The 23144-nt window shown below is 67.5% G+C and carries 29 protein-coding genes and 1 pseudogene; 9 read left to right on the top strand and 21 right to left on the bottom strand.

Annotated features, from left to right (window positions below; translation table 11 throughout):
• Nucleotides 1-10: 10 nt before the first annotated feature.
• Nucleotides 11-2065, bottom strand: a complete 2055-nt coding sequence (locus tag KPL78_RS28625) for a NosR/NirI family protein (RefSeq protein ID WP_219766710.1) — start codon at nucleotides 2063-2065, stop codon at nucleotides 11-13.
• A gap of 404 nt (nucleotides 2066-2469) precedes the next feature.
• On the opposite strand from KPL78_RS28625, the gene KPL78_RS28620 reads away from it, so the two are divergent.
• Nucleotides 2470-3351, top strand: a complete 882-nt coding sequence (locus tag KPL78_RS28620; RefSeq protein WP_219766709.1) for a ferritin-like domain-containing protein — start codon at nucleotides 2470-2472, stop codon at nucleotides 3349-3351.
• A gap of 63 nt (nucleotides 3352-3414) precedes the next feature.
• Here KPL78_RS28620 and KPL78_RS28615 read toward each other — a convergent pair whose 3' ends face one another.
• The 7 genes and pseudogenes from KPL78_RS28615 to KPL78_RS28590 form a co-directional block, all read right to left on the bottom strand.
• Nucleotides 3415-3804 carry a c-type cytochrome gene (locus KPL78_RS28615; protein ID WP_211863713.1) on the bottom strand — a complete coding sequence of 130 codons (390 nt, stop codon included), beginning with the start codon at nucleotides 3802-3804 and terminating at the stop codon, nucleotides 3415-3417.
• A 318-nt stretch (nucleotides 3805-4122) separates the two neighbouring features.
• Entirely contained in the window at nucleotides 4123-4293 is a 171-nt protein-coding gene (locus KPL78_RS30590; protein WP_255569551.1) for an NnrS family protein, read from the bottom strand.
• A 13-nt stretch (nucleotides 4294-4306) separates the two neighbouring features.
• A pseudogene (locus KPL78_RS30955) lies at nucleotides 4307-4417 on the bottom strand (NnrS family protein); the annotation flags it as partial.
• A 496-nt stretch (nucleotides 4418-4913) separates the two neighbouring features.
• The gene (locus tag KPL78_RS28605; protein ID WP_219766707.1) at nucleotides 4914-7337 is read right to left on the bottom strand and encodes a recombinase; all 2424 of its coding nucleotides are present in this window, start codon (nucleotides 7335-7337) and stop codon (nucleotides 4914-4916) included.
• 68 nt (nucleotides 7338-7405) lie between these two features.
• The gene (locus KPL78_RS28600; RefSeq protein ID WP_219766706.1) at nucleotides 7406-7828 is read right to left on the bottom strand and encodes an RrF2 family transcriptional regulator; all 423 of its coding nucleotides are present in this window, start codon (nucleotides 7826-7828) and stop codon (nucleotides 7406-7408) included.
• Nucleotides 7829-7875: 47 nt separating this feature from the next.
• Nucleotides 7876-8958, bottom strand: a complete 1083-nt coding sequence (locus KPL78_RS28595; RefSeq protein WP_219766705.1) for a tellurite resistance/C4-dicarboxylate transporter family protein — start codon at nucleotides 8956-8958, stop codon at nucleotides 7876-7878.
• Entirely contained in the window at nucleotides 8955-9329 is a 375-nt protein-coding gene (locus tag KPL78_RS28590; protein WP_219766704.1) for a hypothetical protein, read from the bottom strand. Before KPL78_RS28590 ends, KPL78_RS28595 begins: the two co-directional genes overlap by 4 nt.
• A 274-nt stretch (nucleotides 9330-9603) precedes the next feature.
• Here KPL78_RS28590 and KPL78_RS28585 point away from each other — a divergent pair, with 274 nt between their 5' ends.
• From KPL78_RS28585 to mog, 3 genes are read left to right on the top strand one after another with little or no spacing between them, the layout of a single operon-like run.
• The gene (locus KPL78_RS28585) at nucleotides 9604-9885 is read left to right on the top strand and encodes a group III truncated hemoglobin (RefSeq protein WP_219766703.1); all 282 of its coding nucleotides are present in this window, start codon (nucleotides 9604-9606) and stop codon (nucleotides 9883-9885) included.
• A complete protein-coding gene (locus tag KPL78_RS28580) occupies nucleotides 9882-10535 on the top strand; it encodes a DUF542 domain-containing protein (RefSeq protein WP_219766702.1) in 654 nt (217 codons plus the stop codon). The genes KPL78_RS28585 and KPL78_RS28580 overlap by 4 nt, the downstream gene beginning before the upstream one ends.
• Nucleotides 10532-11068, top strand: coding sequence for a molybdopterin adenylyltransferase (gene mog, locus KPL78_RS28575; RefSeq protein WP_219766701.1), 537 nt, complete (start codon nucleotides 10532-10534; stop codon nucleotides 11066-11068). The genes KPL78_RS28580 and mog overlap by 4 nt, the downstream gene beginning before the upstream one ends.
• A 43-nt stretch (nucleotides 11069-11111) precedes the next feature.
• On the opposite strand, the gene KPL78_RS28570 is transcribed toward mog, so the two are convergent.
• From KPL78_RS28570 to KPL78_RS28530, 9 genes are all read right to left on the bottom strand, one after another.
• Entirely contained in the window at nucleotides 11112-11399 is a 288-nt protein-coding gene (locus KPL78_RS28570; RefSeq protein WP_219766700.1) for a DUF6522 family protein, read from the bottom strand.
• Nucleotides 11396-11797: a hexameric tyrosine-coordinated heme protein gene (locus KPL78_RS28565; RefSeq protein ID WP_369412892.1), complete on the bottom strand. Its 402-nt coding sequence runs from the start codon at nucleotides 11795-11797 to the stop codon at nucleotides 11396-11398. The genes KPL78_RS28570 and KPL78_RS28565 overlap by 4 nt, the downstream gene beginning before the upstream one ends.
• On the bottom strand, nucleotides 11794-12597 hold the full coding sequence (locus tag KPL78_RS28560) for a DUF2189 domain-containing protein (protein ID WP_219766699.1): 804 nt from the start codon (nucleotides 12595-12597) through the stop codon (nucleotides 11794-11796). The genes KPL78_RS28565 and KPL78_RS28560 overlap by 4 nt, the downstream gene beginning before the upstream one ends.
• 11 nt (nucleotides 12598-12608) lie before the next feature.
• Nucleotides 12609-12773: a hypothetical protein gene (locus KPL78_RS28555; RefSeq protein WP_219766698.1), complete on the bottom strand. Its 165-nt coding sequence runs from the start codon at nucleotides 12771-12773 to the stop codon at nucleotides 12609-12611.
• Nucleotides 12770-13663: a cytochrome-c oxidase, cbb3-type subunit III gene (ccoP, locus tag KPL78_RS28550; RefSeq protein WP_219766697.1), complete on the bottom strand. Its 894-nt coding sequence runs from the start codon at nucleotides 13661-13663 to the stop codon at nucleotides 12770-12772. Before ccoP ends, KPL78_RS28555 begins: the two co-directional genes overlap by 4 nt.
• Nucleotides 13660-13830 carry a cbb3-type cytochrome oxidase subunit 3 gene (locus KPL78_RS28545; RefSeq protein ID WP_219766696.1) on the bottom strand — a complete coding sequence of 57 codons (171 nt, stop codon included), beginning with the start codon at nucleotides 13828-13830 and terminating at the stop codon, nucleotides 13660-13662. The genes ccoP and KPL78_RS28545 overlap by 4 nt, the downstream gene beginning before the upstream one ends.
• A gap of 15 nt (nucleotides 13831-13845) precedes the next feature.
• The gene (gene ccoO / locus KPL78_RS28540) at nucleotides 13846-14562 is read right to left on the bottom strand and encodes a cytochrome-c oxidase, cbb3-type subunit II (RefSeq protein WP_219766695.1); all 717 of its coding nucleotides are present in this window, start codon (nucleotides 14560-14562) and stop codon (nucleotides 13846-13848) included.
• A gap of 4 nt (nucleotides 14563-14566) precedes the next feature.
• Nucleotides 14567-16198: a cytochrome-c oxidase, cbb3-type subunit I gene (gene ccoN / locus KPL78_RS28535; protein ID WP_255569550.1), complete on the bottom strand. Its 1632-nt coding sequence runs from the start codon at nucleotides 16196-16198 to the stop codon at nucleotides 14567-14569.
• A gap of 75 nt (nucleotides 16199-16273) precedes the next feature.
• Nucleotides 16274-16705 carry an Rrf2 family transcriptional regulator gene (locus KPL78_RS28530; protein WP_219766694.1) on the bottom strand — a complete coding sequence of 144 codons (432 nt, stop codon included), beginning with the start codon at nucleotides 16703-16705 and terminating at the stop codon, nucleotides 16274-16276.
• Nucleotides 16706-16787: 82 nt separating this feature from the next.
• Between KPL78_RS28530 and KPL78_RS28525 the strand changes: the two genes are divergently transcribed.
• The gene (locus KPL78_RS28525; protein WP_188972908.1) at nucleotides 16788-16940 is read left to right on the top strand and encodes a hypothetical protein; all 153 of its coding nucleotides are present in this window, start codon (nucleotides 16788-16790) and stop codon (nucleotides 16938-16940) included.
• Nucleotides 16941-16997: 57 nt separating this feature from the next.
• Complete coding sequence (locus KPL78_RS28520; RefSeq protein ID WP_219766693.1) at nucleotides 16998-18233, top strand: NnrS family protein; 1236 nt, start codon at nucleotides 16998-17000, stop codon at nucleotides 18231-18233.
• A 124-nt stretch (nucleotides 18234-18357) separates the two neighbouring features.
• Here KPL78_RS28520 and KPL78_RS28515 read toward each other — a convergent pair whose 3' ends face one another.
• The 4 genes from KPL78_RS28515 to KPL78_RS28500 all read right to left on the bottom strand — a co-directional run bounded on the left by KPL78_RS28515 (nucleotide 18358) and on the right by KPL78_RS28500 (nucleotide 21376).
• Nucleotides 18358-18819 carry a PAS domain S-box protein gene (locus KPL78_RS28515; RefSeq protein WP_255569549.1) on the bottom strand — a complete coding sequence of 154 codons (462 nt, stop codon included), beginning with the start codon at nucleotides 18817-18819 and terminating at the stop codon, nucleotides 18358-18360.
• Nucleotides 18816-19532 carry a 5-formyltetrahydrofolate cyclo-ligase gene (locus tag KPL78_RS28510; RefSeq protein WP_219766692.1) on the bottom strand — a complete coding sequence of 239 codons (717 nt, stop codon included), beginning with the start codon at nucleotides 19530-19532 and terminating at the stop codon, nucleotides 18816-18818. The genes KPL78_RS28515 and KPL78_RS28510 overlap by 4 nt, the downstream gene beginning before the upstream one ends.
• An 11-nt stretch (nucleotides 19533-19543) precedes the next feature.
• Nucleotides 19544-20335 carry an XdhC family protein gene (locus KPL78_RS28505; protein WP_219766691.1) on the bottom strand — a complete coding sequence of 264 codons (792 nt, stop codon included), beginning with the start codon at nucleotides 20333-20335 and terminating at the stop codon, nucleotides 19544-19546.
• Between the two features lie 120 nt (nucleotides 20336-20455).
• The gene (locus tag KPL78_RS28500; protein ID WP_219766690.1) at nucleotides 20456-21376 is read right to left on the bottom strand and encodes a LysR family transcriptional regulator; all 921 of its coding nucleotides are present in this window, start codon (nucleotides 21374-21376) and stop codon (nucleotides 20456-20458) included.
• Nucleotides 21377-21542: 166 nt separating this feature from the next.
• Between KPL78_RS28500 and KPL78_RS28495 the strand changes: the two genes are divergently transcribed.
• From KPL78_RS28495 to KPL78_RS28485, 3 genes are all read left to right on the top strand, one after another.
• Nucleotides 21543-22241, top strand: coding sequence for a CBS domain-containing protein (locus KPL78_RS28495; protein WP_255569548.1), 699 nt, complete (start codon nucleotides 21543-21545; stop codon nucleotides 22239-22241).
• A 56-nt stretch (nucleotides 22242-22297) separates the two neighbouring features.
• A complete protein-coding gene (locus tag KPL78_RS28490) occupies nucleotides 22298-22657 on the top strand; it encodes a DUF488 domain-containing protein (RefSeq protein ID WP_219766688.1) in 360 nt (119 codons plus the stop codon).
• A gap of 161 nt (nucleotides 22658-22818) precedes the next feature.
• The gene (locus KPL78_RS28485; protein WP_219766687.1) at nucleotides 22819-23112 is read left to right on the top strand and encodes a hypothetical protein; all 294 of its coding nucleotides are present in this window, start codon (nucleotides 22819-22821) and stop codon (nucleotides 23110-23112) included.
• Nucleotides 23113-23144: the final 32 nt, after the last annotated feature.

The following is a 23144-nucleotide window of genomic DNA, read 5'->3' as shown; positions in this document are numbered from 1 at the left end:
CTCCTCCTGATCACGGCGCGGGCGCCGTGGACGAAGCGCCCTGTGCGCCGTCCTGGGGCTTCCCGTTCCGAGTAATGACAGTCTTCGGAGCCTTAGCTCCCGGCAGCGGCACCGCGCTCATCGCGACTTGCTTCTCGCGCTTGAGGCGGATCTGAATGTTATGCGGGCAGCGGTCCTCGGCCCGGTAAAGTTCCTGGCAGTGCATGCAGTAGATGCACTCGTTGGGATTGATGTTGCCCTCGGGATGGATGCTCTGCACCGGACATTCATGGGCGCAGCGATGGCAGGGATTGCCGCATTCGCGCCAGCGCTTCAGCCATTCGAAGGTGCGCATCCGCCCCGGGATCGCGAGCGCCGCGCCCAGCGGGCAGAGGTAGCGGCAGAAGAAGCGCTCGACGAAGAGCCCTGCGGCGAGCAGCCCTCCGGCATAGAGCACGAAAGGCCATTCCCGCATGAACTTCAGGATGATGGTGGTCTTGAACGGCTCGACCTCCGCGATCTGCTCGGCGATGGCGACCGAATGCAGCGAGATGCCGAGCAGCGCCAGGAAGATGACGTACTTGATCGGCCACAGCCGCTCATGCAGGCCCCATGGCAGCCTGAGCTGCGGCACGCGAAGCTTCTGCGCGACGGCGGCGAGCAGTTCCTGCAACGCTCCGAAGGGGCACAGCCAGCCGCAGAAGACGCCCCGGCCCCAGAAGATCAGCGCCGCCGCCACGCCGCACCAGAGGATGAAGATCAGCGGCGCGGCCAGGAAGTATTCCCAGCGAAACCCGGTGACGAGCGCGTTGACGAAGGTCAGCACGTTCACCACCGAGAGCTGCGCGTTCGCGTACCAGCCGAGCCAGACCAGCGTCCAGGTGAGAAAGGCGTAGCGCACCCAGCGATACAGGACAGGCCGGCGCACAAGCTGGTCCTGGAAGAAGAAGATGCCGGTCAGGATCATCAACGCGATCGCGGTGATGGCGATGTCCCAGGTCTTGGCTTGCCAGATGCGCTCCCACAGGGGCACCTCGGTGAGATCGCGCTCGACGGCGGGCGCCGCGACCACGGGCGCCGCGGCCGGCGCCGGCGCGGCAACGACGGCGGGCCGGAGCATGTAGGACTCGGGCAAGGCGTAGCCGAGTTCGAAGCTGAGGAATGCCTTCTCCCGCGCACCGATGGCGCGCTGCACGAGCAACTGCAGGCTCCACGGCTCCGTGGGATTGAGCCCGGCATCGGTCGGCACGGTGAACAGCGCGATCTCGGGCAGGCGGGGCGCGCCTTCGGCGGCTATGTCACCCAGGCGCCGGTGGTCGCGATCGCGAAAGCGCAGCGGACGGCCGTCCTGGACCACTTCGATCCGGTCGAAGATGCCGCCGCGCACGTAGCCGGAGCCCTTGAACGAATAGACACCATGCCCGGCCACCAGGATGGCCGGCTGCCCGGGCGCGAGGTGGTGCGCCAGGCGCTCATAGCCCTCGTCGCCCAGCAGGCTGCGGCCAATGGTCGGCGCGCTCACCAGCGCGGTGAAGAGCTCGATGAAGGTGTCGTCGGGATCGCCGGGTTCAGGATTGGCGGCGGCGCGAGCATTGCCGCTGCGCTCATAGGCCTCATTTACCTCGCCGATCGAGAGATGCAGGCGCCGCACGGATCCGTCGCCGAGCAGGCTCTCCCAGTCCCGTACCTCCCCCGGGCCGGGGGCGAGGGTTGCGGGCGCGGCGGTTGTCGCCGCCTGCGGCGCGACGTCACCGATGCGCCCAGCACGGATCAGGCGGACGGCGGAGCGGACGACGCTGTCGGCCATCACCAACACGGTGACCGTCGCGCCGCTGACGATATCGGTCTCGGGCGCACGCGCCTCCCCGCGCGCGACCGGCGCCATGGCGGCGCCGACCAGGCGGTTCATCGCCGCCACGATGCGCTGTTCGGGAATGCCGATCAGCACGATCGGCTCCTTGTGCTCCCGCAGCCGGATGCCGCGGATCACACCTTCGGTATCAATCGCCACCAGCAACTGGATCGGCTTGCCGGAATAGCCGGTGGCGTCGGTGACATCGGTATTGAGATAGACATGGCCGAGCAACCTGCTGCCGGCATAAGCGGGCGCCAGTGGCGGCTCACCTTCGGGCGAACCAATGCGGTCAGCACCAGGAAAGATCTCGGAAGGCGCTACGCCCGAAAGGAATTCGGCGAGACGTGCCGCGGAAGCTGGGGCGACAAGTAGCGCCAATAGAGCGCCAATGCATAATAGAAGACGGCCGCCGGAACGGAAAAGATCTATTCGAGACACTATCGACATCTTTTATCCCCAGCGCCATGACTGGCATGATAAGGATGAAGAGATCTTCTTCTGACCGCAGTATGCACGACCAGCCCCCTCATACACCTTGCTACCGAGCCGTCCAGGGGAAATTGGTATGGGGAATGCGAATTTTCCGAGAACCTGCATCAAGCATGCTCGGAATGACCGGAGGAAGGAAGCCCGCGATGTCGTTGTTGAAGGTCGAACCACCCGGACCGGTACGCTCACTCGCTGAGCTCTTCGCAGTCGCGATGACGCTCGAGACGGAAGCCGCCACCCAATACGCCGAGCTCGCTCAGAAAATGCGCGCCCTCGGCCTGCCCGACGTCGCAGCGGTCTTCGAGCACCTGATGGCCGAGGAAGCTCATCACGCCGACGCGATCGAGCGCTGGTCCCGGGAAGCGACGGGAACGGCGCCCGACGCGAAGTGGCTTCGCTGGCGGCCGTCAGAATCCGTGGACGAGGAAGAGGCACGCAGCATTGCCTCCTCGCAGCTCGCCTCCGCCTACCGGGCGCTGTCCTTGGCAGTCCGCAATGAGGAACGCGCGTTCCTCCTGTGGACCTACATTGCGGCACAGGCCGAGGATCGGTCCGTCCGCCAGGCCGCGGAGGCGATCGCGAAGGAGGAACTGCGGCACGCCGCGATCTTTCGACGCGAGCGTCGGCGCGCCTTTCATGCGGCCCGGGCCGGGCACGCCCAATCGCCGCAGCCGGAAGCCGTCAGTGCGGCGGAGATCGAACAGGAACTGGCCGCACGCCTCGCCGCGCTGGTCGAAATTCCATCCCTCGCACGATGGGCGGCGGAGCTGCGGCGCCTCGCGGCCGAGGCCACGACCATGGCTGCGGAAGTCGGGACTCAAATAGCATCGCCCGGCCCGCTCGCGGCGGCCATGCCGGATGAACCGAGCCTCAAGGCAGCGCGGCAACTCGCCGAACGGGCTGCCGAACTCTACCTCGCGGCCGCCGACGCGGCAGGGGCGGAAGACGTGCTGCTGCGGCTGCAATCCCACGCGGACCGCGCCATCGCCCGCATTGCTCGGCTCGGCGCGATGGAGGCAAGCGACTGAGGGCGCCTGCAGTGCCATCCCGCACAGGCAACCCTGCGCGAGGTGGCTGCCGACGGCGGGAAATCAGCGCTGTGCCTGCAGATAGGCGATCAAGTCGTTCATCTGTTGGTCGTTGCGCAGGCCCGGGAAGGACATGGAGCCACCCGGCACGACAGCTTTAGGATCCCGGATGTAGGCGCGCAGGTTGTCTTCGCTCCAGACGAAATTCTGCTCGTGCTTCTCGTGCATCGGCCGGGAATACCGGAAACCTTCGAAGGAACCCGCCCTGCGGCCGACGATCCCGAACAGGTTGGGTCCGACCATGGCCCGCCCGCCACTATTGATCGTGTGGCAGGCCCGGCATTGGTTGAAGACCCTCTGGCCCGCCTCAGCGTTGCCGGCGGCTTCCTGCGCCATGGCGGGCGCGACGGAGAGAAGCAGCATGGCGGCCAGTGCTTGGATCGGGCGTGACATGGAAGGACCTCATCGGGTTGTGGTGCGCCGAAGCGTGACGGCCGCGTGGCCGGCGCTCCGCGCCTTCGGTGAAAATACAGCGGATGGAGCGAAAGCCTTCGGGATATTGGTCGCCTCCTTCAAGGCTTGTCATCAGGCCGGATGCGGCACCCCGGCCTGGCCGGTTTCTCTAGCCGATCGTCGCGGCGCTCCACTGCGGCGTCGGCATGCGCAGGCTGATCCGCAGGCCAATCGCGATCAAGCGAGATTCATTGCCGATTGAGTGCAGGTTTCCTGCCTGGTGGGCCTCGCCCCGCATCGGCCATGCCGTCCCAGCCATCATCCGGGTTTGCCGTCAGGTCGTGAGCGCATCAGCATCGGCGCATAGACGGCGAGGAACAGGATGAAGGTCGCAAGCCACAGCGTCACTGCCGCCGCCAGCGGCAGCAGCGCGTCCTCGGTCAGGGAGTGCCCGAAGGCGCGCCAATGCGGCGAGTGGCAGCAGCACATAGGCCGTCGCGATCGCCGGTGCGGCCACCATATCCCGCCCGGTATAGCCGAGCGCGGCCCGCGTCATCACCGCCAGGATCATCAACGCCAATGCGCCGGCGCCCTGCAGATGCGGCCAGTGCATCGCCCATGCCGGCCCAGCGAGCAGCGAGACCTCTTTGGTCGCCAGCACCAGGGATGGCCAGCAGCCGCCGGGCAACCCGCGTGTCACGTTCGACCTTGGCCAGCCGAAGCAGCTCAACAGGCTCGACATCATCGCGGATCAGCAGGGCGGGCATGGCGACCTCTCGATGCCATGCCTGCCGATGAATCACGCCGGCCCGCCTCGGCTCAAGCCCCAGAGTCAGGCTTTCGGCCGGTTAGTATGCCTGGCGGGGCGGGCGAGCGCGGCTGCCGGATCAGTGTTTTGGCCTCAACCTTGTCAATGTCGACTCGCTCGGCGATGACCTGCACCGCACCGGCCAGGCTCTCCAGCGACGGCCCGGCAGACATGGGCTCGTCAGGCACCTCGGTGACGATGATTCGGCCGTTGAGGGTCGCGTGCCCGTCGTGCCGACCGCGGCGCGGCTGAACCGGTGCGCGTCGCTCGGCCGAACCCGAGCGGCACCCACCGGGGGCAATCAAAGCGGACACACCCCCGATGCGCAGGCGAGGTGCGCCATGTCCACCGCCTCGTGCAGCGCAGAATCCTCGATGCCGTCCACGATCGCCGCGAAGCGAGCGGCGGGCACCTCCTCTTCCGGCAGATATTCGTAGCCAAGCTCGCTATCAGGGCGGCTAGGCAGGATGGCACAGCAGCGGATCTCCGGCTGGTGGCGCAGCACCAGGTCGCGGAACGCATCGAGGTCGTACCGGTCTGTGAAGATCTTCAGCGTGTAGCTCACCTGGTTGCCGCGCTCGGCGCCGATCCAGTGGCGTTCAAGCAGGCCGAGCCAGCGGTATTGCTGCGTCGGGCTTGCCTGCGGCGCGGTGACGAGGCGGTCGCCGATGCCGAGGCGCTGGATCAGCGGCAGGGTCGGGAAGCCGACGATCGACATGCCCGGGAAGCTCTGCAGGCTGCGCACCGGATAGCCGCGCGCCTCGTAATCGCCCAACAGCGGGTCGGCGTCGCGCGCCCAGCCGGCCTCGCTCTTCACGCCCTTGAACTGCACCCAGCGCAGATACTGGCGGCGCGCCGGCAGATGCGCGCCCTCGGTCAGGCCGAACAGCTTGCTGGTGGTGCCGGCCGGTTTGACCGTGGTGATGGTGAAGGGCGCCGGCAGGCCGAGTTCCGCGGCGTAGGCAATGCCTTCCTGTTTCGCCGCCTCGGACAGGTGCGCGAGTGTCTCCCAGAAAGGGGCGCTCCGCTCCTTGTCCAGCAGGTCCTCGAAGCCAAAGCCCCAGCGCATCCAGGCCCATTCGTGCAGGCCCGTGGGCCCGATGCCCATGCGGTTCGTGCGTCTAACCTCATCGGCGTAGAGGGCATCCATCAGATTCGCGCGCATCAGGAAGCGCACGCCCAGACGCACGCTGTCCTCGGCCCGGGCATCCCAGTCAGCCGCGATATCTTCCGGCACCTCGCCCGGCACCATCGCCGTGAGATCGTTCGGGCAGGCGAGCAGCGGCGCGAAATCCGCGATCACGCAATAGCCGCCGGTTACATGCAGCGTGATCTCCCCGCACGGATTGGTGGTGGCCGGGAAGCGCGCCTGCGCCGCGCGGCGCGCGAGTTCGGCCAGCAGGGGCACTGCATGGTCGGCAGCGTAGCGGGCGGAGCGCACGTCGCGCCCGTCCTCATGCACCGGCTTGGCCCAGGCGGTGCCCGTGCGGAGGTCTTCCAGACGATCACCGTTGATGAAACCGGGTTCGCCATTGATGTAGCCACAGGCGGTGGCTTCCTCGAAGACCGCCAGCGCATGGCGGTCGAGCGGTGCGTCGCTGCCGGCGCGCGCGGCGCTTACACCTTCCCAGAACGTCGCATCCACCATGACTGAGTTGTTGGCCGTCCAGAGCCCACCTTCGGCCTTCAGGCGGATGAAGCGGAAGATGCCCGGATCGCGCCAGGACTTGGTCGCCATGCGCGCGGCGCGGCGCGCGCCGCCCACCTGCACCTCGACCGAGAGGTGGTGGTCCACCAGCAGCGCCTGCTCCCAGGGCGCCGGCGCCTCGTCGGCAGGGCTGCGGTGACGTGCCGGCTCGATCACACGCTGGCGCAGGTTGAGGAAGGCACGCAGCAGGGAAAGCGGGCCGGAGGCCGGGCGTCCCTGCATGCCGGCGATCGGCGCGCCGCAGGGGCGGATGGCCGAGAAATCCAGTAGCAATGTGCGGCCGGCCGCACCGGCGAAGGCCAGGCTCTCGAGCAGCTCCACCGCCTTTCCCCAGCCTTCGCGGCTGTCGGCGATGTTGTGGCGCATGGCGCCGGCCGGCGCCGCGGTTGCGTCGCGCAGGATCTCTCGGGTGACATAGCCGCGGATGTCGGCTTCCTGCGCCTCGCCCATCGCGGCGAGCGTGGTGCCCCAAGGCAGCAGGCCGAACTCCGCACCGAAGTGATGAATCTCAGCGCGCGAATCGGGAAAGTTCGGATGGTCCGGGGAGAGGTGCAGCAGGAGGCGCGGTGCCTGGCCCCAGTCAATCGCGACCAACTCGTCGTCATAGGCGCGGCCGACGCCGCTGCCATTCAGCAGCAAGTAGAACAGCGCGAAGGAGGTGATGGCCGTCGCGCAGTTGGTGAACACCTCCATGTTGCGGCCCGGCTGCGCCGCATCGCCATGCTGGAGGTGGCGCCCGGACGTGATCAGCGCGCCGGTGGCGATGGCGTTGCGCAGCCGCGCCTGTTCTGCGGCATCCGCGCGCGCGCCAAGCAACGCCATGTTGCCGGCGGCGACGCGGTCAGCGACGCGGCCGAAATCCTCCGCATCTTCCGGGCGGAAGACGGTACGACGCGCCACGGCCAGCCCCATGCCAGGGTCGACGGTACGGGCAGGTAGAGGTGCCTCGCCGAAGCCGGCACCGGCCAAAGGGAAGCCTTTGCGACGCCAATGCGCGCCAGCGAGCAAGCCGTCCATGGGCAACCTTCCACTCCGGCCGCGAGGAGCGCGACTCGGTATGGTCCATTATATGGTATTAATCACACCTATTCAGCCACTATATGTGGTGAGACGCCCAAACAGTCTTCCAGCGTCGTCGCATCCAGGAAAGCCATGAAACGGTCCTGCGCTCGCCCCAGCACGCCCGCCAGCCGGCAACTCGGCGAGAAACAACAGGCCCCGCCATCGGCGCGGAAGCATTCCACCAGCGCCTGGTCCGCCTCGAGCCGACGCACCACCTCGCCAATGCGAATCGCCTCCGGTGGGCGGGCCAACACCACGCCGCCGCCCGCGCCGCGCTGGGTCCGCACCAGCCCTGCCGCGGCCAGGTCCTGCACGATCTTCTGCACGTGGTTGCGCGGCACGCCGATGCCGACTGCCAGTTCCTCGGTCGAGCGCCGGCGCGCCGGGGCCTCCCCCAGGGTCAGCAGGACGCGTAGCGCGAAGTCGGTGGAGGCGAGCAGGCGCATTCCAGATCCTTGAATTGGAGGTAAAAAACCTCTTTCCGCGCACCATGTCACGCCCGCCGGTTCGCCCGCAGCAGCGTGCCGCCGATCCGCCCCAGCAGGCCCAGAAAGGTCAGCCCCCAGGCGAGGAGCGCGAGGTAGATGAAAACGGCCGGCACCGCCGCCAGGAAGGGCAGGTCCAGCGCGCGCGACAATTGCAGCGTGCCGGTCGTGTACATGCCGAGCGGGAAGACCATTCCCCACAGGGTCGGCTCGTAGCGCAGCGGTTCCCGCCGCACCAGGTAACGCCAGAGCGTGAGCGCGATGAGGAAGGGTATCCACCAGGTCGCCGCCGCCCAGAAGAACAGCGTGAAGCCGCGTAGGAAGGGTACGAAATCCGCCAACAGCGGCCAACTGGCGCTGCGCAGCAGCAGAATCGAGCCTGCCAGCGTGGTGATCGCCACCGCGCCCATGTTGATCCAGTAGGGCGGGCCGAAATCCACCGCGCTGAGCCGTATGAAGGTGAGGCGATAGAAGATCAGCGGGATGATCGCGAGGTAGAGCATGCAGCCGATCATGAAGAAGGCGAGGCAGAGGAATTGCACCTCGGGCGGTGGTGGCGCGGCGGCACCCAGCGTGCCCTTCAGCACCACGACGGATTGCGTCGCGACCGCCGCGATCAGCCAGGCGCCGTTGATGCCGACCGACAGCGTGGGCTTGCGTGCGCGGATCGTGACCGCGGTCAAGAAGGCGTACATCACCACGAACCACAACCCGACGCCGAGATACCAGAGCCAAGCAGCGACACCCTCCGCACCGGCGACGACCGCTGTCTGCGTGCCGAGCACGCAGGTGCCCGCGACCACGGTGAAGAAGCCGGGCGCGCGCTGGTGGTTCGACAGGTCTTCGACGATGCGGCGCGGGAACAACACGAGCCGCGCGAGCGTCAGTCCCCAGAGCACCAGATAAGCCGCCCAGGCGATGCCCACGAGCGGCAAGGCGATCAGCCGCAGGCCGAGCAGGTGGCAGGCGATCGAGACGACGCCTGTTGCCATGACCAGCGCGAAATACCCGGGGAACAGATCGCGCGCCGTCTCCGCGACCAGGGTGCCGAAGGCTGAGCTCGTCGGCGTCGCATGCGTGAGTGTGGTCATGATGCGCTGCCTCCCGCCCATAGCTCGATCAGCTCAATCTGGAGAAACAGCAGCAGCAGCAGCGTGTTGAGCGCCCAGGCCACGGTGAGCGCGCGCGCGATGATGCCCCATGGTGCGGCCGCATACTCGGCGCACCGCCACACCGCGACCAGGATCGCGGTGGTGTAGGCGAGAAAGAGGATGAGCAGGATCTGCTGCAGATCGGCGCGCCCGGCCTCCCGCGCCAGCAGGAACAGCAGCGCCAAGCCAGCGCTGACCAATACGCCATAAACCCAGAACACGCGCCCGAGCGCTGCCCGCCCGGTCAGCGCGCGCCATTCCGGCTCGAACAGCAGGAGCGGCAGGAGCAACAGCCTCTTCGACCAGATCATGGACGTAGGCTCCGTCCCTCAGGGCTCTGCGTCGTCGGCAGGGTCTGCGAATATTGGCATTGACGATACCACAATTCCGCCCGATCTTAATTGGTATCGGAGACACCACATTGACCGCGCACCCCGAGACCCCCTCACGCCGCGCCGCCCTCAGCCAATGTCTGCGCGCCGCGACCGGCCTCGACACGGCGACCCTCGCAGTCTTCCAGCGGATGTTCTATGGCGCGGCGAGACTGGACCCTCTGCTCGGTGCAGCCTTCGCCGGCGTGGCAGATTGGGCGCGCATATCGCCCGCCTCACGCGGTTCTGGTCCTCGGTCGCGCTGATGACCGGCACCCATCATGGCCAGCCGATGCAGGTGCATGCGCATCTCGGCCTCGGCACCGCGCAATTCGCCCGCTGGCTGGCGCTGTTCGAGGAAGCCTCCGCGGCGTGCCTGCCGCCGGCCGGCGCCGCACCCCTGATGGAACGCGCGCGCCGCATCGCCGCCAGTCTCGAAGTGGGGCTGATCCCGCTTCCCCTGCCACAACGGACCAGACAGGAGTCCCCCGCATGAGTGCCGCCACCGCCCCCGGCTTCGCCACCCGCCAGATCGGCGAGATTGCCGCTGCCCTGCCCGGCGCCACCGCTGTCTTCCGACGCCGCAGCCTGGATTTCTGCTGCGGCGGCGCGGTACGATTAGTTGATGCTGTCGCGCCCGAGGCATTGACCGCCATCGAGGCCGAGCTCGCCGCGCTCGCCCCAGGCGCGCCCGAGGCGCCAGAGGAGACCGGCGCGCTGATCGACCACATCATCGCCCGCTACCACTTGGTGCACCGCGCACAGGTTCCTGAGCTGGTCCGCCTCGCGCGCCGGGTCGAGGCCGTGCACCGCGACCACCCCGACGTGCCGCGCGGCCTGGCCGACCTGCTCACGCGGATCGAATGGGAGATGGGGGAGCACATGCAGAAGGAGGAGCAGGGTCTGTTCCCCATGCTGCGCGTCGGCCACGGGCCGACGATCGCGATGGCGTTGATGCGCGACGAGCACGACGACCACGGCGCCCGCCTGCGCCAGCTCGCGGCGATCACGCACGCCCACGAGCCGCCCGAGGACGCCTGCAATTCCTGGCGCGCCCTCTATGCCGGCACCGCGCATTTCGCCGAGGACCTGACGCAGCACATCCACCTCGAGAACAACGTGCTGTTCCCGCGCTTCGGCGCATGAACGCGATGGTGCCGGTCGGCGTGGTCACCGTGAGCGACCGCGCCTTCCGCGGTATCTATCGGGATGAGGGCGGCCCAGGCATCGAAGCCGCGCTGGCGCGCATCCTTGCCACGCCCTGGATTGCGGTTCGCCGCATGGTGCCGGATGAGCAGCCGCTGATCGAGGCGGCGCTGGTCACGCTGGTCGACGTCGAATCCTGTGCACTGATCGTCACCACCGGCGGCACCGGGCCTGCCCCGCGTGACGTGACGCCGGACGCGACGGAGGCCGTCTGCGACCGGATGCTGCCAGGCTTCGGCGAACGGATGCGCGCCGTTTCGCTCCGTGCCGTGCCGACCGCGATCTTGTCCCGTCAGACTGCCGGCACGCGCGGGCGCAGCCTGATCGTCAACCTGCCAGGCAAACCTTCTGCCATTGCCGAATGCCTTGATGCGGTCTTCCCCGCCATACCTTACTGCATCGACCTGATCGGGGGGCCGCGGCTGGAGACCAACCCCGCGATCTGCGCGGCGTTCCGCCCCAAAGGGGCGTGATGGCAGTGCTCCGGTACCACTCGTCACATCGGCCGCCTCTGGCCTAGGACCCGGCCTTCTCGCATCGGCGGTCGGGCGGCGGGGGTGCATGCGTCACGCGGGAAAGGATAGCGCCGTCAGCGTCCACCGTTAGCCGCAGGACGCGCCCCTCGTGCGAAAAAATCAGGCGATGGCGCCCGGCATGTTCGCCGATGCCCTTCTCGCATCGGCTCGTCAGGAGGCCCGCCTGCAATTTGCCGAAAACTTCGGCCGCGCCCATGCCAAATGCGGTGGCGAGATCGTTTGCATCAACGACGAAGTCCTCACCATCAATGCGAACGGCGCGCGTCATGACCCACGCCAGTGGCCATTGGCGGCCGCAATGGTCGCGAAGTTCGTCGCCACGACCTGCGAGACAGCAATCAACGAGCCCGCGTCCTCGGCATAGTCTGGACGCAGCCGGTCGCGCACAGCTGCGTCGGGTTGCGTGGATTTGATGGTCATGCGGGAGAGCTTGATCGCAAGTTCAAAGCCCTCCGTCGGTGTCGCCGTCATGAGCGTTGGCAGCCAATTATCCATGGTGGTGTCCTTTGGGGTGAGGCGGGCGGTCTGAATGCGTCTCGGTGAACAGGATCCGCGATGCGGTGATTTCCGCATCGTCGACCGGGCCGTGCTCCAGCGCTCAAAAGAAGCGCCATGGCCCACAAGACCGAAGCCGATCGACATCGGCATCAGGCCGAACGAGGTCACGACCGGGCATTCCCGGCGCCAATCGCACACCAGGCGTGCCACGTGCCGTACCCAAGCACCGGAAACACGATGATGAGCGCGAGCAGTCCCGTCGCAGCCGACAACGCCAAGCCAGCGGCGACGATCGCACCCCATGCGAGGGCCGGCCTCAGGTTCTGGACCGTCATCGCGAAGCTCATGCCCATGGCGGTCAGCGCATCCCGGCGCTCGGCCAACATCATCGGAATCGAGAACAGGCTAATGGCGAAAGCGAAGGCGGCGAAAAGCCCGCCAACCGCGCTTCCGACGCCGATCAAGGCCCAGCCCTGTGGTGTAGCCAGGACGTTTCCAAATGCCTCCACCGCCCCTGGAAACGGCGCGAGCCCAAAGAACAACGCGTAAAGTAGGTCGGCCGCGCGAAGCCAGAACAGCACCAGCAGGCCGAGCATCAGCCCCGCATAGGCGATCTGCGCGCCGGATGCCGGACGTACCAAGACCATCCCGCGCAGGCTGAGTGCGTCACCTTTCATGCGGGCGCTGCTCTTTGCATAGAGCCCGAGCGCCAGAAACGGCCCCACGATCAGGAAGCCGGCAATCGCCGGAAGCGCGAGATAGAGCAGCCCGACCGCATGGAGCACCGCGAGCAGGGCCAGCGACAGCGTCAGCAGGAACAGCCCGTAGGCTAGGCTCGGTCCTGGCGCCGCTCGGTAGTCCGCCCAGCCTGCCGCCAGCCAGCCGAACGCCGCGCTTGCCGGAAGGTGCCGCGCGAATGCCAAGGGCGGGCGCCGGGGCGGATTGAGGGTCGGCAACGGCCGCAGCATCGGGCCTCCTTTCAGCAGACGGAGCGCGCCGGCGCCTTGCCGGGCGACGGCTGCACGCAGTCGGGCATTGACGTGACGGCCACCGTGACGAGATGGGCATTTGCCGCCAGGATCAGGCCTATGACGATCGCGGCGGTCAGGATGGCGAGATGCTTCTGCGCACGCGGACGGATCATGGTGCCTCCGCGTGCTGGTTGTTTGCACCGAGACGGGCGACGTAGACCGCGAGGAGGTTGATCTCGGCCGCGCTCAGCCGGCCTGCCCAGGACGGCATCACCCCCTGCCGGCCGCCATGGATCGTGGCGAGGATTTTAGCCCTGTCGCCACCGTAGATCCAGCGGGCGCCGACGAGCGATGGCGCACCGGTCCCGAGGCCGCCGCTTCCGTTCTCCCCATGGCAGGCGACGCAGTTCTCCGCGAATACCTGCGCGCCGGCGCTTTGTGGGTCGGCCGCGCTGCCCGGCAGCGCGAGCACGTAGTCGGCAACGGCCTGCACCGCCTCGCGTGACAGGATGCCGTCGCGGCCAAAGGCAGGCATCTGGGAGACACGGGTGTCGGGATGCGAGCTGTTGATGCCGACGCGCAGCGTCTCGGCGATCGTGTCCGGCGAGCCACCCCACAGCCAGTTGACATCGGTCAGGTCAGGAAAGCCGGGGCCTCCCGTGCCGTGGGTTCCGTGGCAGGCGGCGCAATTGTCGGCAAAGAGCCGCTGCGCCGCGGGCATCGCGCGCGCCATCAATGCCGGGTCGGCAGCGAGCGCATCGAGATTGCCTGCCGCAAACGGCGCCATCCAATCATCGCGGCCCCGCTCCAACGCCACATAGCCCTGCATTGCGACCTGTCGCTGGTCGAGACCGAGGACACCGCGCGTGAAATCGCGCCCGATCGGCCAGGCCGGCAGAAGGATCCAGGCGATCACCGAATACAGGAAGGTCAGCGCCAGCGCCCAGATGACGATCCGCGGAAAGGGCGTGTTGAGTTCCCGGATGCCATTCCAGTCATGGCCGGTCGTCTCGTAGCCTGTGGCGGGATCGACCTCGGCGCCGTGATGCTGGTCGGCGGTCACGGGACGTGTTCCGGTCTGCCGCTGTCGATGAGGATCGAACGCCCGATCCGCTCATGCGCCGCCTTGCGGCTTGGCCGATAGGCCAGCACCACGACGACGGCGAAGAACCCCATCATCCAGATCAGGCCAAAGGTCTTGGCGATGAACACCAACGTGTCGTGCGCCATTGCGGTCTCCCCTGGCTACTGTGGAACGTAGGGCGCCGTGGTGAGCCGGCCGAGAGATTGCAGGTAGGCGATGACAGCATCCATTTCCGTCAGTCGCGCCAGGTCGCCGCCGAATGGGCGGACGGCCACGCGATCGCCATAGCGCGCCACGAAGCCCGCTCCGTCCGCGCTGTCGGGGCGCGCCTGCGCCAACGCGTCCGCGGCGGCGTTGGCGATCCTCTCCGGCGAATAAGGGACGCCAAGCCGCGCGAGCGTCGCCAACTGCGCCGAAAGGGTCGAGATATTGAGCGGCGTGGCCGCCAGCCACGGATAGGCTGGCATGATGGAGGCCGGTACGACGGCTCGCGGATTCACAAGATGCGCGGCATGCCAGACGTCCGAGTACTTCTCGCCCACCCGCGCCAGATCCGGGCCGGTGCGCTTCGACCCCCAGAGCATCGGATGGTCGTAGGCCGATTCCGAGGCGAGAGAATAGTGGCCGTAGCGGTCGATTTCATCGGCCAGGGATCGGATCATCTGGCTGTGGCAGGCGTAGCAGCCCTCGCGGATGTAGATCTCGCGCCCGGCAAGTTCGAGCGGCGTGTGCGGGCGCAGGTCGGCCGGCACCTCGACCGTCTCGTCGATGGTGAACAGTGGCGCGATCTCCACCAGCCCGCCGATTGAGGCAGCGACGATGATGGCCGCGACCAGGCCCATCGAGACGCGTTCGAGATTGTAATGCAGCCTCAGCATCGCATCACTCCGCCGGCTGGGGGAGAAGCGGGCGGTCCGTTGCGCCGGCTCCCACGGGGGTCGCGATCATCGTCGCGCGGACGTTAAGGGCGCACAGGACAGTGCCGGCGAGAAACAGCGCCCCGCCGATCGTACGCAGCAGATAATAGGGAGCCATCGCCATCACCGATTCCAGGAAGCTGTAGGCGAGACCACCATTGGCGTCGTAGGTCCGCCACATCAATCCTTGGGTAATGCCGGCATTCCACATCGAGACGACATAGATGAGCGTGCCTGCGATCGAGAGCCAGAAGTGCCATTCGATCGCCTTCGGCCAGGCCATCGTCGCCCGTCCGGACAGCTGCGGCACCAGCGTGTAGATGGCGCCGAAGATGATCATCGCCACCCAGCCCAGCGTGCCGGAATGCACATGCCCGACCGTCCAATCCGTGTAGTGGGAAAGAGAATTGACAGGACGGATCGCCAGGAACGAGCCCTCGAAAGTCGAGAGTCCGTAGAACACTGCTGCGACGAACATGAAGCGCAGCGTCGCGTCATCGCGCACCTTGTGCCAGGCGCCGTTCAAGGTCGCGATCGCATTGCCCGCCGAGGCCCAGGAGGGCACGAGCAGCATGACGGAAAACGTCATGCCCAGCGTCTGCACCCAATAGGGCAGGGCTGTGTAATGGAGATGGTGTGAACCAACCCAGACGTAGAAGAAGACAATGCCCCAGAAGCTGACGATGGACAGCCGGTACGACCAGATCGGCCGCTCGGCGCGCACCGGTAGGAAGTAATAGAGCATCCCGAGAAAGCCTGCGGTCAGGAAGAACGCCACAGCGTTGTGCCCATACCACCACTGCACCATGGCGTCCTGTACGCCGGACCAGACAGGGAAGCTCCGCGCGCCTGCGAAGCTGACGGGCAGCGCGATGTTGTTGACGACATGCAGCATCGCCACCACCAGGATGAAGGCTAAATAGTACCAGTTCGCGACGTAGATGTGCGGTTCGTTGCGACGCGCGAGCGTGCGGAGATAGAGCACCAGATAGGTGACCCAGACCACCACGAGCCAGATGTCCGCATACCACTCGGCTTCGGCGTATTCCTTGGACTGCGTGCTGCCCATCAGATAGCCGGTCACCGCCCAGACGCAGAATAGATTGTACCCGATCAGCACGAACCACGGCGATACGGAGTCCGCCAGACGCGCCCGCGACGTGCGTTGAAGAACATGCAGCGAGGTGGCGATAAGCGCGTTGCCGCCGAAGCCAAATATCACGCCGGTGGTGTGCACCGGCCGTAATCGGCCGAAGCTGGTAGCGGGCCAGAGCGGCGTCGCTTCCGGCCAATAGAGCAGGGCCGCGACCCACACGCCGACGCTCATCGCAACCACGCCCCAGATGAGCGTCAACATGAGCCCGAAGCGGGTCGGTTCGTCGTAGTAGCGCGCCGCTCGCCCGCCTGGCGCATCCGGCTCGAACAGCGAACCGATGAGCGCAAAGGCAAGCACGATACCGAGCAACAGCGCCATCGCCCCATGCACCGCCATGGGCCCTTCCTTGGCGGCTCCCAGCATGACGAGGCCCAGTATCGCCACGCCGATCGTGAGCATCAGCCCGACCTGACGCTCAGGAATGCTGAGTGAAGCAATCATCGATGCATCCTCATGCCTGGATCGCGTTTAGCATCACGCAACGCCCCCTGCGCAATGTCGACCGTGTGCGCCCGTTCATGCCGCGATGCCCAGCAGTTCTTGCAAATGGCCTTCCGATTGCGCGAGGTCAGCGACCGTTGTCGCGTCCAGCACCGCAAGGAAGGCTGCGCGCGCTTCATGCATCGTCCGCTTCAGGCGACAGGCCGGCACGATGGCGCAGGAGCCGCCCGCCAGGCACGGTACGAGCGCCATATCCGGTTCCATCTGCCGCACCACCTCGCCGACCGTGATCTCGGTTGCGGGCCGCCCCAGTGCGAGCCCGCCGCCGCGGCCGCGCACGGTGTTCACATGGCCCGACTGCCCCAGCAGATGCGCGACCTTCATCAGATGCGCCTCCGAGATGCCATAGGCGGCCGCCACCTCGGCGATGGTCGCCCTTCCGCCCGGCTTCACCGCCAGGTGGATTAGCATGCGGAGAGAGTAGTCAGTCAGGACGGTCAGACGCATGGATTAAAGATACATATTATATATTGCTTTTCAAGATCCGCGCGCCCATAAGATGGATTACACATAGACCTTAAGGGGCCTCATGACACCGCTCCGTCTGTTCCTCCTCCCAGGCGACCTCGTCAGCGACGCCCTCCACGTCGCCGATCCCGACAGCCGCACCATGCTCCGCTCGCTCGTGAACATGCTGGTGTGGAACTTCGTGGGCGTCATGGTGGTGCTGCCTTTCATCTGATCAATCGTCGCCGGGCGACACCATCCGCGCCCGGTTGTCCTGAAGGCAGGCCTGCCCATGAGTGCAGCATCGAACCGGCTCGGCCGTGGCGCGGGTTCCGTCACCGGTCGGCACCCCGCGTCCCGCTTCGCGCCCTTGGCTCAGGGCTTTCGTCCCTTCTTCCTGCTGGCGGGGCTCTGGGCCTTGCTGGGCGTGGCACTTTGGGCATGCGCCCTGGCCGGGGTGCCGGTCCCCGACGGGCCACTTCCGCTCGTCCGATGGCATGGCCATGAGATGCTGACCGGCTTCGTTGGTGCCGCGATGGTCGGCTTCCTGCTGACGGCCGTGCCGAACTGGACCGGGCGGCGCGGCCATGCCGGCGCTCCGTTGGCACTCCTGTTGATGGTCGTGCTTGCCGGGCGTCTCGCCTTGCTGCCGGGCTCGCCGCTTTCGATAAGCGTGGCGGCCGCGATCGCGCTGGCGGGCTTGCCGATGCTCCTGCTCCTGCTGCTGCCATCCCTCGTGAAGGCCGGCCAGCCGAGATTGTTCGGCCCGCCTCTCATCGTGCTTCTGTTCTGGAGCGGCGACCTCCTGATGCTGGGTGGGGCCGCGGGCTGGTGGGCCGCGGATACCTGGCGGCTGGGGCAACTCCTGGCGGCCAATGCCGCGCTGGCCCTGGTCGGGCTGATCGGTGGGCGCATCATCCCATCCTTCACGCTGAATGCCCTGCGCAAGACCGGCAGGCCAGCCGAGCCGAAGCCGCTGCCGGGCGTGGATCGCGGCGCCGTGCTGTCGCTGCTGGGCGTGCTGCTGACCGACCTTGTCCTGCCGGACAGCCTGGTGGCCGGCGCCGTCGCGGCTCTGGCGGCTGTCCTGGTCGGGCTACGGCTCTCGCGCTGGCACGGATTGCGGACGCTCCGCCAGCCGATCGTCTGGGTGCTGCATCTGGCCTATGCCTTCGTGCCCCTGTCGCTGGCCACGAAGGCGGTGTTCCTGCTGTCGGGCGCTCAGTGGGCGATGAACTGGCTGCACCTGCAGGGCGCCGGCGCGCTCGCGCTGATGATCGTGGCGGTGATGACCAGGGCGGCGCTGGGCCACACGGGACGCGACCTGGTCGCCGCCCCGGCCACCGCCGCGGCCTATGTGCTGATCGCGCTCGCCGCCTTGATGCGCGGCTTCGGCCCGCCGCTCACCGGCGGGGCCTTGGCGTCGCTGATGGTCGCCGGGGCGCTCTGGGTTGCCGCCTTCGTGCTGTACCTTGTGGTCTATGCGCCGGTGCTGCTGCTCGCCCGACCGGACGGCAAGCGAGGGTGAGGGCCGCGACCGGAGACGGCATCCGGCCAGGCCGCTCACCACATCGCGGCGTGAATCCCGGACGTCGGGATGGACAGAGCAGCGCTCCGTGAATGCCGCCCTCCGGCGCCATGGCCGGAGCGCGTCAGGGTTGCTCGTCGGCTTTCTGCGCTTCCTTCAGGTGCCGGCGGGCGTCGCGCAGCGCCTCGAAGCGCTCGGTCACGTCGCGCATCACGGCCGCCATGCCGTCCATCCGCCCATCGGGTCCCCGCATCGGCATGATGGTGAACTCGACCGAGATGCGTCGGCCGTCCTGGCGCAGCGCCGGCACGGCGAGCAGGTCGCCTTCCGCGTAATGGGTGTGCCCGCTGGCCATGACGCGCTGGAAGCCGTGCCAATGCCGCGCGCGCTGCGCTTCCGGGATGATCATGTCGAGGGACCGCCCGAGCGCCTCCTCGGCGGAGAATCCGAAGATCCGCTCGGCGCCCGGATTCCAGAAGCGGATCAGCCCGTCGCGGTCGCAATAGAGGATGGCATCCCCGGCAGAGGCCAGGATCGTGTCGGCGAGTGCCGCTCGCCGCGCCTCGGTCATCGGGGCGACTGTCATGGTGTCGGCTCCGCCGGTCCGCTGCTCGCGCCGATGCCTGTCGCCCTTGCCTCGGTCACCGTCAGATCCATCCGCACGTCGTGTGGCTGCGGATGGATGGTCGCGAGGCGCCCAATCTCGAAGCCGATGCCGATGGCAAGCGGCCGTGGCGCCATGGTGGCGAGCGTGCGGTCGTAATACCCACCGCCATAGCCGAGCCGGTAGCCTCGCGCATCGAACCCGACCAGCGGGACCAGCAACGTGTCGGGTGTGACCTCCTCGCCCTCGGCGGGGATGGGAATATTCCACACCCCCGGCATCATGCGGGTGCCGGGCCGCCATGCGCGGAAGATCAGCGGCCGCCCTTTCGTGGCGACCACCGGCAGCGCCAGCCGGGCCCCTTCCCGGTGAAGGGCACGCGCGAGGGGACGCGGGTCGTACTCGCCCTTGAACGGCCAGTAGAAGCCGACATGGCGCCGCGCGAGGTCCGGCACCGCCGCGCGCACATGAACGGTGATCGCATCGTCGCGTTCCAGCCGCGCCGCCACGGGCACCGCGAGCCGGCGTGCGATCAGTGCAGCGCGCTCGGCCCTGCGCCAGGCCCGAATCTGTTCCCAGGAGAGAAGCCCCAGCCACGCCGGATCCAGCTCATGCATGAAGCAGGGCGGCGAGGCGCACAGGATCTCCACATTCGGGTCTTCCTCGGGTGAAGCGATGCCGGGGCGCTGTGTCATCCTGCCGTCCCTTAAGGTGCCTCTGCCATGGCTGGCGCCATGGTGGCGTCGCGGCGCGGTCCGCCGTGGCCGCCGCGCCGGCGCATGACGATCTCGCCGGCGATCGACAAGGCGATCTCCTCCGGCGTGCGAGCCCCGATGTCGAGCCCGGCCGGGGCACGCAGGCGCGCCAGTTCGTCGGCGCTGAAGCCTTCGTCGCGCAGGAAGTCGCGCATCAGCCCGGCGCGCTTGCGGCTGGCGATGATGGCGACATAGCCGGCCGGCGATCGCAGGGCGCGCACCGCGGAGAGGTGGTCCCCCTTGTGCTGGGTCGCGATCACCACGGCATCCCCATGGTTCGGCCGCAGGCGCGCGAAGTCGTCGTCGTCGCCGATCAGTTCCACCGTGCCCGGATAGCGCGCCACTTCGGGCGCCGGCGTGTCGCTGACGATGACATGGAGGCCCAGTTCCACCCCGAGGCGGCTGAGACTTTCCACCACCCGCCCATGCCCGACGATCCACAAACATGGTGGCGGCAGGAAGGGCTCGACGAAGACCCGCATCGCGCCCCCGCAGGGCATGCCGACGCCGAGCACCTCGTCATCCAGGTCAAGTCCGATCAGCCGTGGCTTACCATCGGCCAGGCAGTCCAGCGCGGCGTGTCGAACGGTGCCTTCGGCACATCCGCCGCCGACCCAGCCGGCGATGACGGCGCCCGCCGCGTCGATCAGCGCCTTGTCGCCAGCATGGGCGGAGGTGGAGCCCACCGCCTCGACCACGATGGCGAGGGCGTGCGGTTCTCCGCGGCCGGCAAGGGCCGCCATGCGTTCAATCAATGTGGTTCCGTCACGCATTCCGGCCCGCGCCCCTGATCGACCATGGCCGCCGATCGCCTGGCGGCAGCGTCGATACTGGTCGCGCAGGGCTGGCACGACAAACGCGATTCATTGACCTTTCAATGCTGCTTTCCTGCTTTGTGGGGTGCGGCGGCGGGGGGCCTGGTCGGCCGACGCCGTGCCCGGCAGGCTCCGCGCCAATTGGCGCAGGCCATTGAGCGCCGCCTCGATCAATCCCGGCTCGCCGCTGTTCTCGCTGAAGACGGCATAGCCCGGGTAGAGGAATTCAGGCGTATCGGGCACCAGTTCGAGACGCCCGCTCTCCAGATGCGGCCGCGCCGCGCCCAGACGGAAATACCCGGTCCCGCCGGCCTCGAGGATGTAGCCGAGCCCCAGCGGCCCGAGATCCACGACCAGGCCGGGATCGCCATAGGCTGCCCCGGCCGTCGAATAATGCAGGGCGAGGTCGGGACCCCACTCCACCTGGACGTATTCCTTCGGTCCTTGCCCGGTCCCGCCGGGGGTACGGACCATCACCAGCCGTTCCTCCATCAGCAATTCGATCCGCAGCCCGGGGCGATGGCGCGGCGCATAGACCACGCCGATATCGATGATGCCGCCGGCCACCTGCTCGACCACCGTTTCGGGCAGGCCGACATGCGCGCGCAGCGCCACATCGGGCAGCGCACGGCGCATCCACAGCAGCCAGCGCAGCAGCAGCGGGTCCCACAGGCTGTGTTCGGCGCCAATGCCGAGGACGGCGCGCCGCCCCTCCGGTATCGCGACCTGGTGCCGCGCGCGTTCCCACAGCTGAATCAGCGCCGGCGCATGGTGCAGGAACTGCTCGCCGGCCGGGGTCAGGCTGGCGCCAGCCTTGTTGCGGATGAACAGGCGACGGCGGAGCTGGTCCTCCAGCGTGCGGATGCGTGCGCTCACCGTCGTCTGGCTGACATGCAGGCGGTCCGCCGCACGCACGAAGCTGCCGCTGGAGACGATGGCGAGGAAGGTGCGGACCAGTTCGGTATCCATGGGCGCCTCTCAGTGCAACTTATCCGCATTCAATAGTCATTAAAACTCAATTGTCGGGATGAAATCGCGGGAGCAGGCTCCACCGCAGCCGCCCAGGTCCGGGCCGTGGGTCAAGGCACCGCTGCGGGGCGGCCCGCGCATTCTGGGCAGGGCAGGGAGAAGGACCATGACGGAACCGACGGCTCGCGACCTGATGACCCGCGCTGTGATCACGATACCTCCCGACATGCCCGTCATGGGAATCGTGCAGTTGCTTGCCTACCGCGGGATCTCGGCCGTGCCCGTAACGCGGGCCGATGGCAGGCTGCTCGGCCTGGTCAGCTTGGCGGACCTCACGGCAAGACTGTCCGCCTCCGCGCCGGAACACCGCTCCTGGCTGCGCTGGCTGTTCACCGATCCGGTCAGGTCGGCCGATCGGTACGCGCGTATCCATGGCTTCGTTGCCGAGGAGGTGATGGCGACAGACATCGTCACCGTCCCGCCCGATGCGCCGGCCTCCGAGATCGCCGCGACGCTTGAACGGAAGGGGCTTCGGCGTGTCCTGGTGACCGTGGGCGACCGGTTGCAGGGCGTGGTCACCCGCTCGGACCTGCTGCCCGCTGTGATCAGCCGGGAGACGGAACCGGCGGACCTGCCCGACACACGCATTCGTTCCGCCATTCTCGCGGCCATGCGGCGCGAGGACTGGGCCGATCCCTTCTACACCCATGTCGAGGTCCATGACGGGATCGTCGAATTCTTCGGATTCACGCCAGGCCCTGCGGTGCAGCGTGCGCTGCGCGTGCTTGCCGAACAGGTTCCCGGCGTGAAAGGCATCCGCGATCGCACGGAGATCATGCTCATGTCCGACCAGGTGAGGTTGTGACAGCGGCAGCCACAGGGCAGGCGGCGATGGCTTCGGGGCCGCGCAGCGTGGGTGGAATGGCGCGCCAGGTAGTCAGGCTGAAGCGCATCTACGATGAGGCCGCGCCGGATGACGGCGCGCGTGTGCTGGTGGACCGGCTCTGGCCACGCGGCGTCAGCAAGGCACGCGCGGCGCTCGACCTCTGGTGCCGCGACGTCGCGCCCAGTACGGCGCTGCGCCGGTGGTTCAACCATGATCTGGTGCGCTGGGACGCGTTCCGCAGGCGATACCGCGCTGAGTTGCGAGGCAACGACGAGGCCATCGCCCCGATCCGCAAGTTGCTCGGCAAAGGACACGTGACGCTACTCTTTGCAGCGCGCGACAAACAGCACAACGAAGCCGCTGTTCTCCGAGAATTTCTGATCGAGGCACTCTGAAACCGAGCCATTGCTAGGGTGACGTTCAACCGCCGGCCACTGACGAATGCCCACCACGCGTCGAGACTTCCCCAATTAGGAAGAAAGTGATGCCGGATTCCGCCATGGGCGAGAGCGTTGAAACCCGACAATCATGAACCATTGCCTTCACCGCTGTGACGATGCTGGCGCTTACGGCCCGCACACCGCTGACGTTGGTGATCGGCCTGGTGCCGATCACGGAGACCCTCGGCTCCGGAAAGCCGCTGCCCTCGCTCGCGTCGTCGCTGGCCTGTCTCGGCTCCGGCCTGGGCGGAGTGATCTGCGGCATGCTCGCCGTGCGGTTCTGGCAGCGCGCCGTCGCGATGCTCGGCGGCGCGGCGATCGTCAGCGGACTCACGCTCGCCCTATCGGGAAAAGCGATCGCGCTGACGGGGATCGGGTTCGACATCGGGCTGTTCGGCAATGGGGCCTAGTTGCGCCGATGGTCGCCTATGTATCGCGGTTG

It is taken from the genome of Roseomonas alba, from assembly GCF_019430885.1.
Lineage (GTDB): Bacteria > Pseudomonadota > Alphaproteobacteria > Acetobacterales > Acetobacteraceae > Neoroseomonas > Neoroseomonas alba.
The sequence above is the reverse complement of the archived record's forward strand: the minus strand, read 5'-3'. Positions and strand labels throughout refer to the sequence as shown.